Annotated in this window: 14 protein-coding genes; 3 read left to right on the top strand and 11 right to left on the bottom strand. The window is 60.6% G+C overall.

The genetic code is table 11. The features are described from left to right. Nucleotides 1-12 precede the first annotated feature (12 nt). Entirely contained in the window at nt 13-930 is a 918-nt protein-coding gene (cysD, locus tag HU725_RS04160; protein ID WP_054884652.1) for a sulfate adenylyltransferase subunit CysD, read from the bottom strand. A 244-nt stretch (nt 931-1174) separates the two neighbouring features. Then, nucleotides 1175-1933 carry a Nif3-like dinuclear metal center hexameric protein gene (locus HU725_RS04155; protein ID WP_186477472.1) on the bottom strand — a complete coding sequence of 253 codons (759 nt, stop codon included), beginning with the start codon at nt 1931-1933 and terminating at the stop codon, nt 1175-1177. Between the two features lie 169 nt (nt 1934-2102). Here HU725_RS04155 and algW point away from each other — a divergent pair, with 169 nt between their 5' ends. Further along, a complete protein-coding gene (gene algW / locus HU725_RS04150) occupies nt 2103-3263 on the top strand; it encodes a Do family serine endopeptidase AlgW (RefSeq protein ID WP_186477471.1) in 1161 nt (386 codons plus the stop codon). Nucleotides 3264-3297: 34 nt separating this feature from the next. On the opposite strand, the gene HU725_RS04145 is transcribed toward algW, so the two are convergent. The 4 genes from HU725_RS04145 to HU725_RS04130 all read right to left on the bottom strand — a co-directional run bounded on the left by HU725_RS04145 (nt 3298) and on the right by HU725_RS04130 (nt 7455). After that, the gene (locus HU725_RS04145) at nt 3298-4062 is read right to left on the bottom strand and encodes an amino acid ABC transporter ATP-binding protein (RefSeq protein ID WP_054899237.1); all 765 of its coding nucleotides are present in this window, start codon (nt 4060-4062) and stop codon (nt 3298-3300) included. 10 nt (nt 4063-4072) lie between these two features. Next, the gene (locus HU725_RS04140) at nt 4073-5170 is read right to left on the bottom strand and encodes an amino acid ABC transporter permease (RefSeq protein WP_060478995.1); all 1098 of its coding nucleotides are present in this window, start codon (nt 5168-5170) and stop codon (nt 4073-4075) included. A gap of 10 nt (nt 5171-5180) precedes the next feature. Then, entirely contained in the window at nt 5181-6359 is a 1179-nt protein-coding gene (locus HU725_RS04135; protein ID WP_186477470.1) for an amino acid ABC transporter permease, read from the bottom strand. Between the two features lie 67 nt (nt 6360-6426). Next, a complete protein-coding gene (locus HU725_RS04130; protein ID WP_186477469.1) occupies nt 6427-7455 on the bottom strand; it encodes an amino acid ABC transporter substrate-binding protein in 1029 nt (342 codons plus the stop codon). Nucleotides 7456-7786: 331 nt separating this feature from the next. Here HU725_RS04130 and HU725_RS04125 point away from each other — a divergent pair, with 331 nt between their 5' ends. After that, entirely contained in the window at nt 7787-8443 is a 657-nt protein-coding gene (locus tag HU725_RS04125; protein ID WP_186477468.1) for an alpha/beta hydrolase, read from the top strand. Nucleotides 8444-8544: 101 nt separating this feature from the next. Further along, nucleotides 8545-10008, top strand: a complete 1464-nt coding sequence (gene rhlB / locus HU725_RS04120; protein WP_186477467.1) for an ATP-dependent RNA helicase RhlB — start codon at nt 8545-8547, stop codon at nt 10006-10008. A 104-nt stretch (nt 10009-10112) separates the two neighbouring features. Here rhlB and moaE read toward each other — a convergent pair whose 3' ends face one another. From moaE to HU725_RS04095, 5 genes are all read right to left on the bottom strand, one after another. After that, nucleotides 10113-10559, bottom strand: coding sequence for a molybdopterin synthase catalytic subunit MoaE (moaE, locus tag HU725_RS04115; RefSeq protein WP_186477466.1), 447 nt, complete (start codon nt 10557-10559; stop codon nt 10113-10115). A 2-nt stretch (nt 10560-10561) separates the two neighbouring features. After that, a complete protein-coding gene (locus HU725_RS04110) occupies nt 10562-10807 on the bottom strand; it encodes a MoaD/ThiS family protein (protein ID WP_060478989.1) in 246 nt (81 codons plus the stop codon). Further along, the gene (gene moaC / locus HU725_RS04105; RefSeq protein WP_186477465.1) at nt 10807-11277 is read right to left on the bottom strand and encodes a cyclic pyranopterin monophosphate synthase MoaC; all 471 of its coding nucleotides are present in this window, start codon (nt 11275-11277) and stop codon (nt 10807-10809) included. Before moaC ends, HU725_RS04110 begins: the two co-directional genes overlap by 1 nt. 96 nt (nt 11278-11373) lie before the next feature. After that, nucleotides 11374-12768, bottom strand: a complete 1395-nt coding sequence (locus HU725_RS04100) for a PhoH family protein (RefSeq protein ID WP_060478987.1) — start codon at nt 12766-12768, stop codon at nt 11374-11376. 283 nt (nt 12769-13051) lie between these two features. Beyond that, a complete protein-coding gene (locus tag HU725_RS04095; RefSeq protein WP_186477464.1) occupies nt 13052-14179 on the bottom strand; it encodes a polysaccharide deacetylase family protein in 1128 nt (375 codons plus the stop codon). Between the last annotated feature and the right edge of the window lie 28 nt (nt 14180-14207).

The following is a 14207-nucleotide window of genomic DNA, read 5'->3' as shown; positions in this document are numbered from 1 at the left end:
TAACCCTGAAAATTAGAAGTAGCCCTGACGTTTCTTGTCTTCCATGGAGCCTGCGCCATCGTGATCGATGACCCGGCCCTGGCGCTCGGACGTGCGCGTCAGGAGCATTTCCTGAATGATGTCGGTGAGCGTTTCGGCTTCGGACTCGACAGCGCCCGTCAACGGGTAGCAGCCGAGGGTACGGAAACGGACCTTCTTCTTGACGATACGCGCCTTTTCTTCCTCGGAAAGATGCTCGAGGATACGATCGTCGTCGATCATGATCAGGGTGCCGTTCTTCTCGATGACTTCACGCTCAGCGGCGAAGTACAGCGGTACGATCGGGATGCCTTCAAGGTAGATGTACTGCCAGATATCCAGCTCGGTCCAGTTCGACAGAGGGAAGACGCGGATCGACTCGCCCTTGTTGACCTTGCCGTTGTACACGTTCCACAACTCAGGGCGCTGGTTCTTCGGGTCCCAGCGGTGCTTGCTGTCACGGAACGAGTAGACGCGCTCCTTGGCCCGCGATTTCTCTTCGTCGCGGCGCGCGCCACCAAAGGCAGCATCGAAACCATGCTTGTCCAGTGCCTGCTTCAGGCCTTGGGTTTTCATGATATCGGTGTGCTTGGAGCTGCCATGAGTGAATGGGTTGATGCCCTGCGCCACCCCCTCAGGGTTGACGTGAGTGATCAGCTCCAGGCCCATCTCCTCGACCATCTTGTCGCGGAAGCGGTACATTTCCTGGAATTTCCACTGGGTGTCGACGTGCATCACCGGGAACGGCAGCTTGCCTGGGAAAAAGGCCTTGCGCGCCAGGTGCAGCATCACGGCGGAATCCTTGCCGATCGAGTACAGCATCACCGGGTTGTCGAACTCGGCGGCCACCTCGCGGATGATATGGATGCTTTCCGCCTCCAGCTGTTTCAAGTGCGTCAGTTTGTCGACCATGGCTACTCACGTAAAACGATCTTATGGACGGCCAGCGGGCCGTGTTCGAGCGAGCCACTGTATCACAGCGGATGCTTCTATTTAGGAGGCTGGCTAGATCGAAAAAATCTAACGATATGACTGCGGGTTTGGGCTGGCACGGTCGGCCTTTCGCGGGTAAACCCCTCCCACGGTGACCGCACCAGCCCCAGGGCGACGCCCTAGAGGTGGAGGCCCGTTCACCATAAAGCAGACGACACAGAAGTCAGATTGGATTCGGGCAATCGATGAACAGGTGCTCCAGGGCAAAGCGCCGCGCCAGGTATTCGCCCAGCGCCTGCACCCCGTATCGCTCGGTAGCATGGTGCCCGGCGGCGATGAAGCTGACGCCGTTCTCACGGGCGCTGTGGTAGGTCTGCTCCGACGCCTCGCCGGTGAGGTACAGGTCTACCCCAGCGGCAATGGCCGTATCGATGTAGCCCTGCCCACCACCTGTACACCAGCCCACCCGACGGATCATTTGATCACCTTCCACCAGCAATGGCTCACGCCCCAGAACGTCCTGGACTCGGCGGGCAAAATCGCGTGCGGTGAGCGGCTCGGCCAGCGACCCGACCAGCCCAACGACCTTGGGGTTCTCTGGGTCCAGTGGGCCTTCGACGGTAATGTCCAGTTGCCGCGCCAGCTGCACGTTGTTGCCAACCTCTGCATGCACATCAAGGGGCAGATGAAACGCCAGCAGGCTGATGTCGTTGTTCAGCAGTGTCTTCAAGCGACGCTGACGGATCCCGGTTACGCAGGGGTTCTCCCCCTTCCAGAAGTAACCATGGTGTACCAGCACCAGGTCAGCCTCGGCCTGCACCGCAGCATCGAGCAATGCCTGGCTGGCGGTGACACCACTGACGATGCGGCTGACCTGCGGCCTGCCTTCGACCTGCAGGCCATTGGGGCAGTAGTCCTGGATCTTCGCGCTGCCCAGGTAGCGCTCGGCTTCCTCGACCAGCGTGTTGAGTGCAACGGCCATGAAAATCTCCTCGAAATCTGGGCTTTCGCGGGGCGCAACGCCTGCAGAACGCCCGTATAATGCCGGCCATTATGGGCCGTCGCTGGCATCGGGGAAACCGGTGTATGATCGCGCGCGCTCATGCACCACTGCACGAGCAACGGCTCTTGCTCTTTTCCAGGACTCATTCATGTTCAAGGCTTTGCGTTACTTCGGCTGGCCCCTGCTCACCGGTATTCTAATCGCCGTGCTGATCATTCAGCGCTACCCGGAATGGGTCGGCCTGCCCAGCCAGGACGTCAACCTCCAGCAAGCACCGCAAACCACACAGGTGATGCAGGGCCCGGTGTCCTATGCCGACGCCGTAACCCTCGCTGCACCCGCCGTGGCGAATCTGTACACCACGAAGGTTGTGAACAAGAGCGCCCACCCGCTGTTCGAGGACCCACAGTTTCGCCGCTTCTTCGGCGACAACCTGCCCAAGCAGCGGCGTTGGGAGTCGAGCCTGGGCTCGGCGGTGATCATGAGCCCGGAAGGCTATCTGCTGACCAACAACCACGTCACCAGTGGCGCCGACCAGATCGTCGTCGCCCTCAAGGACGGCCGCGAAACCCTTGCCAGGGTGATCGGCAGCGACCCGGAAACCGATCTGGCAGTACTGAAGATCGACCTCAAGAACCTGCCTGCCATGACCATCGGCCGCTCCGACAATATCCACATCGGTGATGTGGTGCTGGCCATCGGCAACCCATTCGGCGTTGGCCAAACGGTGACCATGGGCATCATCAGCGCCACCGGGCGTAATCAGTTGGGGCTCAACAACTACGAGGACTTCATCCAGACCGACGCTGCGATCAACCCAGGCAACTCTGGGGGCGCGCTAGTCGATGCCAATGGCAACCTGGTCGGCATCAACACCGCCATTTTTTCCAAGTCTGGCGGCTCCCAGGGCATCGGTTTCGCCATCCCTGTAAAGTTGGCGCTGGAAGTGATGAAGTCGATCGTCGAGCACGGCCAAGTGATCCGTGGCTGGCTGGGCATCGAAGTGCAGCCGTTGAGCCAGGAGCTTGCCGAATCGTTCGGCATGCAAGGCCGGCCAGGCATTGTGGTGGCGGGTATTTTCCGCGACGGTCCAGCTCAGAAAGCCGGTTTGCAATTGGGTGACGTGATCCTGAGCATCAACGGCGAACCGGCGGGTGACGGACGCAAGTCGATGAACCAAGTTGCGCGGATCAAGCCAGGCGACAAGATCAGCATCGAAGTCATGCGCAATGGCCAGCAATTGAAGCTGATCGCCGAGGTCGGGCTACGCCCGCCACCTGCGCCGGCGGCAACCAAAGAAGAGAAGTAAATCAAAAGGGGCCGCATTCGCGGCCCCTTTTGCATCAGTGCAGAATCTGGCTCAGGAACAACTTGGTGCGGTCACTGCGCGGCCGGTCGAAGAAGTCATCCGGCGCCGCCTGCTCGACGATTTCACCTTTGTCCATGAAGATCACTCGGTTCGCCACGGTGCGGGCAAAGCCCATTTCGTGGGTGACGCAGAGCATGGTCATGCCGTCTTCAGCCAGGCCAACCATGGTGTCGAGCACTTCCTTGACCATCTCTGGGTCCAGCGCCGAGGTGGGTTCGTCGAACAGCATGATCTTCGGCTTCATGCACAGCGCCCGAGCGATCGCCACACGCTGCTGCTGACCACCGGACAACTGCCCTGGGAACTTGTGCGCCTGTTCTGGAATACGCACCCGTTCCAAGTAGTGCATGGCAATTTCCTCGGCCTTGCGGCGCGGCATCTTGCGCACCCACATCGGAGCCAAGGTGCAGTTTTCCAGAATGGTGAGGTGCGGAAACAGATTGAAGTGCTGGAACACCATGCCCACCTCGCGGCGGATGGCCTCGATCTGCTTGAGATCGTTGGTCAGCTCCACCCCATCGACCACAATGCGCCCTTGCTGATGTTCTTCCAGGCGGTTGAGGCAGCGGATGGTGGTCGACTTGCCTGACCCCGACGGGCCGCACAGCACGATACGTTCGCCCTGACGCACGTTCAGGTTGATGTCCTTGAGCACATGGAACTGGCCATACCACTTGTTCACGCCCTGCATCTGGATGATGCCTTCGGGGCCGGCAGGCTGCTTGATCGCTTCACTCATTTCGAAACTCCTAACGCTTGTGGCCAGTGTCCAGCTTGCGCTCCAGGTGCATGGAGTAGCGGGACATACCGAAACAGAAAATCCAGAACACCAGGGCCGCGAACACGTAGCCCTCGGTAGCCATCCCCAGCCAGGCCGGGTCGGCAGCGGCTTGCTTGACACTGTTGAGCAGGTCGAACAAACCGATGATGATCACCAGGCTGGTGTCCTTGAACAGGGCAATGAAGGTGTTGACGATGCCGGGGATAACCAGCTTGAGCGCTTGCGGCAGAATCACCAGGCCCATGGCGCGCCAGTAGCCCAGGCCCATGGCCGCAGCGGCCTCGTACTGGCCTTTGGGAATAGCCTGCAGGCCGCCGCGCACCACTTCGGCGACGTACGCCGACTGGAACAGGATCACCCCAATCATGGCCCGCAGCAGCTTGTCGAAGCTCATGCCCTCGGGCAGGAACAATGGCAACATCACCGAAGACATGAACAGCACGGTAATCAGCGGCACGCCACGCCAGAACTCGATGAAAGTGACGCAAACCACCTTCACCGCCGGCATCCTCGAGCGCCGCCCAAGGGCCAGCAGAATCCCCAACGGCAACGCACCGGCGATACCTACGGTGGCGATCACCAGGGTCAGCATCAGCCCGCCCCATTGACTGGTGGCAACCGTGGTCAGCCCCAGCCAACCACCATGTAGCAAGGTGTAGGCGATGATCGGGTACAGCACCAAGAAACCCAGCCCGTAAACGGCCTTGCGCGGGAAGCGGTTGATGAACAGCGGCGCGGCCCCGAGCACGGCCAGCCACACGGTGAGGTCCACGCGCCAGCGCAGTTCCACCGGATAGTAGCCGTACATGAACTGGCCGAAACGTTGCTGCACGAACACCCAGCAGGCGCCTTGCTTGGTGCAGTCGGCACGGGTGGTGCCGACCCAGTTGGCGTCGAGCAATGCCCAGTGCACCAGCGGTGGCACGATCAGCCAAATCAGGTACACGGCGAACAGGGTCAGCAAGGTGTTGAGCCAGCTGGAGAACAGGTTTGCACGCATCCATGCGAGCACGCCGACGGTTTTCACCGGTGGCGGCATGTCGGGTTTGAAAACATGGGCATTCACGGATGTATCCTCACCGCTCGATCAGCGCAATGCGCTTGTTGTACCAGTTCATCAGCAGCGAGATGCTGATGCTGATGGCGAGATAGACACTCATGGTGATGGCGATCACCTCGATGGCCTGGCCGGTCTGATTGAGCACGGTACCGGCGAACAGCGAGACCATCTCTGGGTAGCCGATACCGGCCGCCAGGGACGAGTTCTTCGCCAGGTTGAGATACTGGCTGGTCAGCGGCGGAATGATCACCCGCAGTGCCTGGGGAATGATCACCTTGCGCAGAGTCGGGCCGTCACGCAGGCCGAGCGAATGGGCAGCTTCGGTCTGGCCATGGCTCACCGAGCGGATGCCCGAACGCACGATCTCGGCAATGAATGCCGCGGTGTAGATGGTCAACGCCAGGGTCAAGGCCAACAGCTCCGGAATCAGCACCCAGCCGCCGACGAAGTTGAAACCCTTGAGCTGTGGCAGTTCCCAGTGCACCGGGCTGCCGAACAGTAACGTGCAGGCACCAGGGATGACGATCAACAGCGCCAGGCCCGCCCAGAACTTATGGAACGGCTCGCCGGTTTCGTCGAATCGACGGTTGGCATAACGCACCATCACCACAATCGCCAGCAGCGCCAACACCAAGGCAACGACGAACGGCCAGAAGCCATCAGCCATGACGGCACCGGGCATGTTCAGGCCCCGGTTGCTGATGAAGAAGCTATCGTCGATGTTGATGCTGCCCCTTGGTCCCGGCAGGGTCAGGAACACGGCGAAATACCAGAACAGAATCTGCAGCAGCGGCGGAATGTTGCGGAAGGTTTCCACATAGACGGTTGCCAGCTTGCTGATCATCCAGTTCGGTGACAGCCGCGCCACACCGATGATGAAGCCAAGGATGGTCGCCAGGATCACGCCGATGAAGGTCACCAGCAGGGTGTTGAGCAAGCCGATGACGAACACCCGCGCATAGCTGTCCGATTCCACATAGGGAATAAGGTGCTGGGCGATACCGAACCCTGCGCTGCGCTCTAGGAAGTCGAAACCGGAGGTGATGCCTCGGTGCTGTAGGTTGGTCTGGGTATTGTGGAACAGGTACCAGCCCAGGCCGACCACGAAGACGATGGTAAGTATCTGAAACAGCCAGGCGCGTACACGCGGATCGCTCAGGGAAAACCCTTTGGATACGCCAATTTGATTTTGCATGAAGTGCCCCGAGAAAAAGGGATTCGAACGACCTGCGGCGGCGGGATGCCGCCGCAGGGTGCAGCCATCAGCGCACAGGTGGCGCGTACTGGATGCCGCCGTTGTTCCACAGGGCGTTCATGCCACGGTCGATCTTCAGGTCGGTGCTCTGGCCAAGGTTCTTCTCGAACACTTCGCCATAGTTGCCGACTTGTTTGACGATCTGCACTACCCAGTCTTTGGGCAGCTTGAGGTCTTTGCCGTATTCACCGTCGGCGCCGAGCAAGCGGGCGACGTCTGGGTTCTTGGTGGACTTGGCCTCGGCCTCGACGTTCTTCGAGGTGATGCCGGCCTCTTCGGCATTGATCATGGCGAACAGGGTCCACTTGACGATGCTGAACCAGTCTTCGTCGCCTTTACGCACCACCGGGCCGAGTGGCTCTTTGGAGATGGTTTCTGGCAGCACGATGTACTCGGTCGGCGCGGCCAGCTTGGAACGCTGGGCGAAGAGCTGCGATTTGTCCGAGGTCAGTACATCGCAACGGCCGGACTCCAGCGACTTGGCGCTTTCATCGGAAGTGTCGAAGGTGATTGGGGTGTACTTCAGGCCGTTGGCGCGGAAGTAGTCCGATACGTTCAGTTCGGTAGTGGTCCCGGCCTGGATGCAGATGGTGGCGCCATTGAGCTCTTTGGCGCTTTTGACACCGAGCTTCTTGTTGGCCAGGAAGCCCACGCCGTCGTAATAGGTTACGCCGGTGAAGACAAGGCCCATGCCGGCATCGCGCGAGCTGGTCCAAGTGGTGTTGCGCGACAGTACGTCGACTTCGCCCGATTGCAGCGCGGTGAAGCGCTCCTTGGCGTTGAGCTGGCTGAACTTGACCTTGGTCGCGTCACCGAATACGGCGGCGGCTACGGCACGGCACACATCGGCGTCGATACCGATGATCTTGCCCTGGGCATCAGGTACCGAGAAGCCTGGAAGACCATCGCTCACGCCACACTGGACGAAGCCCTTGCTCTTCACTCCATCAAGAGTGGCGCCGGCGTGGGCGGTGCTTACGGCGCCCAGCGCAGCGGCAGCGGTCAGGACTGCCAGGGTGGTTTTCAACATCTTCATTCACAACCTCCAAATCGCTCTTGTTGTACGAGCCGGAATTGCACCGCACCCTTATGAGGCGCATCCGACCCTTGCTGGCTTGTTATTGGGTCAATTGGCGCAATGGGCTGTTCTGTGACAGCCTTCGCGTGCGAGAGGTGTTACCGTCAGGTTTTGCCATTCGCATCACAGTTTTGATAGCAAGGCGCATACCACATCTGCTGGCTGTAGCGTTTAAGCATTCGTCAAGTACTAAAAGTTGTATCGTTGCGACATTCTTTTTCCGACAATCAAACCCTCTGCCTTCTTTTCACGCATTACCCAACAAGGCACGCACTTTTTCGGAGCAGTCATGACCAACCCGTTGATTCTCGAACCCCAGAAAACCGCCGACGCTTGTGTGATCTGGTTGCACGGTTTGGGTGCCGACCGTTACGACTTCCTACCAGTGGCCGAATTCATGCAGGAGCGTCTGCTGAGCACGCGCTTCATCATGCCGCAGGCACCGACTCGCCCGGTGACCATCAACGGTGGCTACGCAATGCCCAGTTGGTACGACATCAAGGCCATGACGCCAGCGCGGGCCATCGACGAAGCGCAGCTCGAAGAGTCGGCCGAGCAGATCATTGCCCTGATCAAGGCCGAGCAGGCCAAGGGCATCAACTTGTCGCGCATCTTCCTTGCCGGCTTCTCCCAGGGCGGCGCGGTGGTGCTGCACACCGCTTATATAAAGTGGCAAGAGGCGCTTGGCGGGGTTATCGCCCTCTCCACTTATGCACCTACCTTCACCGAGGGTCACCAGCTGAGCGCCTGCCAGCAGCGCACGCCTGCCTTGTGCCTACACGGCGTGCACGACCCCGTGGTGATTCCGTCCATGGGCCGCACAGCGTTCGAATACCTCAATACCTGGGGCGTTGCGGCGCGCTGGCATGAATACGCAATGGAACACGAAGTGGCGGTCGAGGAGCTGAGCGATATCCACGACTGGTTGAGCAAGCAGTTGCAATAAGCCAACTTCATTTGTAGCTGTGGGAGTTTTCTGCTACGCCGCGTTCAGTTCTTGCATTACACTGCCCGGCGTACATTCCTTAACCAGTTGATGAGACGACCGTGCTCAAGGCACTCAAGAAAATATTCGGCAAAGCCGATGCCGCGCCTGAGGCCGCCGCTTCAGCTGCCCAGGTGACGCCAGCGGCCCCCGCCCCCTCAGCCCAGTCCCGGCCCGAGCCCAAGGCGGCCGAGCCCCGCGCCAAGCGCCCGGCCAAGGCAGAAACATTCACTGATGTTGCAGCACCAGCTGCCAATCCGGCCAAGGACAAGCCACGTCGCGAACGCAAACCCAAGCCCCAGGCAAGCCTGTGGAAGCCGGAAGACTTCGTGGTCGAACCGCAGGAGGGCAAGACGCGTTTTCACGACTTCAAGCTGTCCAACGAGCTGATGCACGCTATCCATGACCTTGGCTTCCCTTACTGCACGCCGATTCAGGCGCAGGTGCTGGGTTACACCCTGCGTGGCCAGGATGCCATCGGCCGTGCCCAGACAGGCACTGGCAAGACGGCTGCATTCCTGATTTCGATCATTTCCCAGCTGCAGCAGACGCCGCCGCCCAAAGAGCGCTACATGGGCGAGCCGCGAGCGCTGATCATTGCGCCGACCCGCGAGCTGGTAGTGCAGATCGCCAAGGACGCCATCGCCTTGACCAAGTACACCGGCCTGAACGTGATGAGCTTCGTCGGCGGCATGGACTTCGACAAACAGCTCAAGGCTCTGGAGGCCCGCCACTGCGATATCCTGGTGGCCACACCGGGCCGTTTGCTGGACTTCAACCAGCGCGGCGAAGTGCACCTGGACATGGTCGAGGTGATGGTACTGGACGAAGCCGACCGCATGCTCGACATGGGCTTCATCCCCCAGGTAAGGCAGATCATCCGCCAGACCCCACCCAAGAGCGAACGCCAGACCCTGCTGTTCTCGGCCACTTTCACCGACGATGTGATGAACCTGGCCAAGCAATGGACGACCAACCCGGCGATCGTCGAGATCGAGCCTGAGAACGTCGCCAGCGAAACGGTCGAGCAGCACGTCTATGCAGTCGCCGGCAGCGACAAGTACAAGCTGCTGTACAACCTGGTCACCCAGAACAAGTGGGAGCGGGTGATGGTGTTCGCCAACCGCAAGGACGAGGTGCGCCGCATCGAGGAAAAACTCGTGCGCGATGGCATCAATGCCGCGCAGTTGTCGGGCGACGTGCCGCAGCACAAACGCATTCGCACGCTCGAGAACTTCCGCGAAGGGCGCATCACCGTGCTGGTGGCCACCGATGTGGCCGGGCGCGGGATTCACATCGATGGCATCAGCCACGTGATCAACTTCACCCTGCCGGAAGACCCGGACGATTACGTGCACCGCATCGGCCGCACCGGCCGTGCGGGTACCAGCGGCGTGTCGATCAGCTTTGCCGGTGAGGATGACTCCTACCAGTTGCCAGCGATCGAAACGCTGCTGGGGCGCAAGATCAAGTGCGAGATGCCGCCGGATGAGCTGCTCAAGCCGGTGCCGCGCAAACACCACTGATTCGTGCTGGATGCTTCGCGGGTAAACCCGCTCCCACAGGGGCCGCCCAATCCCTGTGGGTTCACCTGCGAACCGGGGCTAAGCCCTGGTCATCAATCATTGATTCACCAACGCCCCGCCGCATCCTGGTCGCTCTGTTTGCCTTCCACCCAGCGCGGCCCTTCCTGGGTATTTTCCTTCTTCCAGAACGGCGCCCGGGTCTTGAGGTAATCCATGATGAAGTTGCAGGCATCGAACGCCGCCTGCCGGTGGGCGCTGGCCACGCCGACGAACACGATCGGCTCACCTGGCTCAAGCGCACCGATACGGTGCAATACCTCGACCTTCAGCAACGGCCAGCGCTGTTCGGCCTCGACCACGATCTTGGCCAGGGCTTTTTCGGTCATGCCTGGGTAATGCTCCAGGAACATTCCCGCCACTTCGCAGCCATCGTTGAAGTCACGCACATAACCGACGAAACCCACTACCGCGCCAACCCCGACATTGGCCGCCTGCATGGCATTGACTTCGGCACCGGGGTCGAACGCCCCCTGCTGTACTCGCACTGCCATGTTCAGCCTCCGGTCACCGGCGGGAAGAACGCCACGTCATCACCCTCGGCCAGTGGCTCGTCGAGCCGGCACAGCTCTTCGTTGCGCGCACACATGAGGTTCTGCTCGGCCAGCACAGCGTATTGTCCGCCCTTGGCCACCAGCGCCTGGCGCACGTCATCGAGCACGCTGAACTCACCTTCCAGGCGCTCTGCATCGATGCCCAGCAATTCGCGGTAGCGGGCGAAGTACATCACCTTGACCCTCATCATGCCTCCACCTTGTAGTGCCCGCTCTTGCCACCGACCTTCTCCAGCAGGCGCACCTGCTCGATGACCATACCTTTGTCCACGGCCTTGCACATGTCGTAAAGGGTCAGTGCAGCGACGCTGGCGGCGGTCAGTGCCTCCATCTCGACACCGGTTTGGCCCGCCAGCTTGCAGCGGGCCACAATGCGCACTGCATCTGGGCCTTCGGCGTTCAGCTCGACTTTGACGCTGGTCAGCATCAATGGATGGCACAACGGGATCAAATCACTGGTCTTCTTCGCCGCCTGAATACCGGCGATGCGCGCCACGGCGAACACATCACCTTTGGGATGCTCGCCGTCGACGATCATCTGCAAAGTCTGCGGCAACATGCGCACCCGCGCCTCGGCCACCGCCTCGCGTTCGGTTACCGCCTTTTCAGTGACGTCGACCATATTGGCGCGCCCCTGGGAATCAAGATGAGTCAGCACTGCTCAGCTCCTGTGAAGGGAACAGAGAGTGTAAACCCGTGGGTCAGGATTGCGCAGCGCAAATATGCCGGGCGGGGGGCCGCCCGGCCATGTGGGTTACAGATGCGACTCGGCGTACTCGGCCAGCACCGAACGTGGCACACCTTGCAGGGTGATGTGCACGCCATGGGGGAAGTCCTTGAAGCGCTCGGTCAGGTAAGTCAGGCCGGAGCTGGTCGCAGACAGGTACGGCGTGTCGATCTGCGCCAGGTTACCCAGGCACACCACCTTCGAACCGGAGCCGGCGCGGGTGATGATGGTTTTCATCTGGTGCGGCGTGAGGTTCTGGCATTCGTCGATCAGGATCAGGCTCTGCTGGAAACTGCGCCCGCGGATGTAGTTCAGCGACTTGAACTGCAGCGGCACGCGTTCGAGGATGTATTCGACGCTGCCGTGAGTGCTCTCATCGTCCATGTGCAACGCTTCGAGGTTGTCGGTGATGGCGCCCAGCCAGGGCTCCATTTTCTCCGCCTCGGTGCCCGGCAAGAAGCCGATCTCCTGGTCAAGCCCCTGCACGCTGCGGGTGGCGATGATGCGCCGGTAACGCTTGCTGACCATGGTCTGCTCGATGGCCGCAGCCAGCGCCAGGATGGTCTTGCCCGAGCCCGCCGCACCGGTCAGGTTGACCAGGTGGATATCCGGGTCGAGCAAGGCGAACAGCGCCAGGCTCTGGTGGATATCTCGCGGTTTGAGGCCCCAGGCTTCTTGGTGCAGCAATGGCTCCTGATGAAGGTCGAGCAACAGCAGTTCGTCGTTGCGTATGCCTTTGACCCAGCCGACGAACCCTTGCTCATCGATGATGAACTCGTTGACGTGCACCGCCGGCAGGTGTTCGATCATCTGCACCCGATGCCAGGTACGGCCGCGCTCCTGGCGGGTATCGACCTTGCTTACCCGGTCCCAGAACGAGCCCGTGACCGAATGGTAGCCCTTGGAGAGCAAGGACACGTCATCGACCAGCTGGTCGGTGCTGTAGTCCTCGGCCGCGATCCCGCAGGCTCGCGCCTTCAGACGCATGTTGATGTCTTTGGTGACCAGCACCACGTCCAGGTCGGTGCGCCGGCTACGGACTTCCAGCAGGGTGTTGATGATGATGTTGTCGTTGAGGTGTTCGGACAGTAACTTGCTGGGCTCGTTGCGCGGGCTCATCAAGATCGACAGGTAACCCTTTGGCCCGCTCTTGCCGCGCTGAATCGGTACGCCCTGCTCGACGACGCTGGGCGAGGCATCCCCCAGTGTCTGGTCGATCAGGCGGATGGCTTGGCGACACTCTGCCGCGATGCTCTGTTTGCCGGTCTTGAGCTTGTCGAGTTCCTCCAGCACCGTCATGGGAATGGCGACGTGGTGCTCCTCGAAGTTGAGTAATGCGTTGGGGTCGTGAATCAGGACGTTGGTATCGAGCACATACAGGATTGGCTTGCTGGAGGAAGTGGTGCGTCCTTGGTCATCCATACTCGGTCACCTTATGTCGAAGCCACACGGCGCGTGCTGTGACACGCCGCAGAGTGACCGCCGTTCTTCCCGTATCCGCGTTGCTACGGGCGGGAAGCGTACCTGGCAAAGTGGGCCTGGATGACGCCACCTGTGCTGCAGGGATCGGCTGTCTGGTTTCTTCATACCGCAAAAGCGATGACTCTAAAAAGCATTTTTACGTGTTTTTGAAGTTTATTTTTCCGATTGACGATCAGGGCTTGGCGGCGAGGCGATACGCGACTACAGTCAGAAGTCATACCGGCTATTGGCGCTGCGCGTAATCGTGACAACCCTCCCAGCCGATACCGCTCTGGGCCGTGCTGCGCAGCAACCACTCCAGCGCTGGCTGTGCCTTAGGTAGGGTGTCATGCAGCTGGATCACACCTTTACGCCATAGCAGCATCAAGGTCACCACACGCTGGGCCGACGCCTCGGCAGACAGCGGCCCATCATCCTGGGCATCGATATCCCACAACGATACCTGCAATTGCTGGCTAGCCATGAACGCTTCGCCGTCAGCACGGCGCTGGCCGTAGGGCGGGCGGAACAGCGGCACGTACTGGGCGGGCAGGTCAGCCTGAACCTGGGCCTGAGCCCGCCTGATCGAGTCCTGCCAGCCCTGCCACTGGGCATGAGAGCGGTATTCCCAACCCTGTATCCCGACGCACTGGCCGGCGTATAGCTGGCCAAGCGCATTGGCCGGGCCCGCATCGCGGCGCTGCTGCAAGCGAGTGCCCAGCACAAAGAACGTAGCTTGCAGTTTCTGCTTGCGCAGGTAGCGGGTGAGCGCATCGGTACTACCGCCGGCAGGCGTCGGGCCACCGACGAAGGTCAATAGGAACATGCGGTCGTTGAGCTCATCACCATTGCGCTCACGGCTGGATAGCCGTTCGACCTCGCTGCTGGTCTGCCCCAGCAAGGCGGCCTTGCGCAGTTGCTCATCCAGATAGCGGGCGTGGAACTGATAACTGGGTTCGATCCAGCCGGTGTAGAACTTGCCGACGTCTGTGGCAAATGTAGCAGCCGTGGTGCGCAAATCGGCCATGGATTCGAGCAGATAGCAGAAAGAAGCATCCTGTTCGCAGCTCAGCTGCGCCTGTTGATAACCCAACCACAAGCGCTGCCACATTTGCGCGCGCACGGCGCGAATTTTCTGCAGATTGATCTGGCGTAAGCCAAGGCGCGCCGCCAGCGCAGCGTCATCGAGCAGCTCGCTTTCATGCAACACACGGGCAAACGACAGGATCTCTGCCCGAGAGGCAACGTCGAACAAAGCCGGGCTGTCCAGTTGTTCGGGCCACAGACTGCGGTCCAGGCTGGCCGGGGGTATGGGTGCGGCCTGGGCCGCCAGGCTCAACAGGGTGGCCAGCAAGGCCCCGGCAATGCGCACGATCGGTCTCTCCGTGATGGCCAAAACG

The sequence above is a fragment of the Pseudomonas promysalinigenes genome, from assembly GCF_014269025.2.
GTDB lineage: Bacteria > Pseudomonadota > Gammaproteobacteria > Pseudomonadales > Pseudomonadaceae > Aquipseudomonas > Aquipseudomonas promysalinigenes.
Note: the sequence above shows the minus strand (reverse complement) of the source record. Positions and strands in the feature narration are given on the sequence as shown.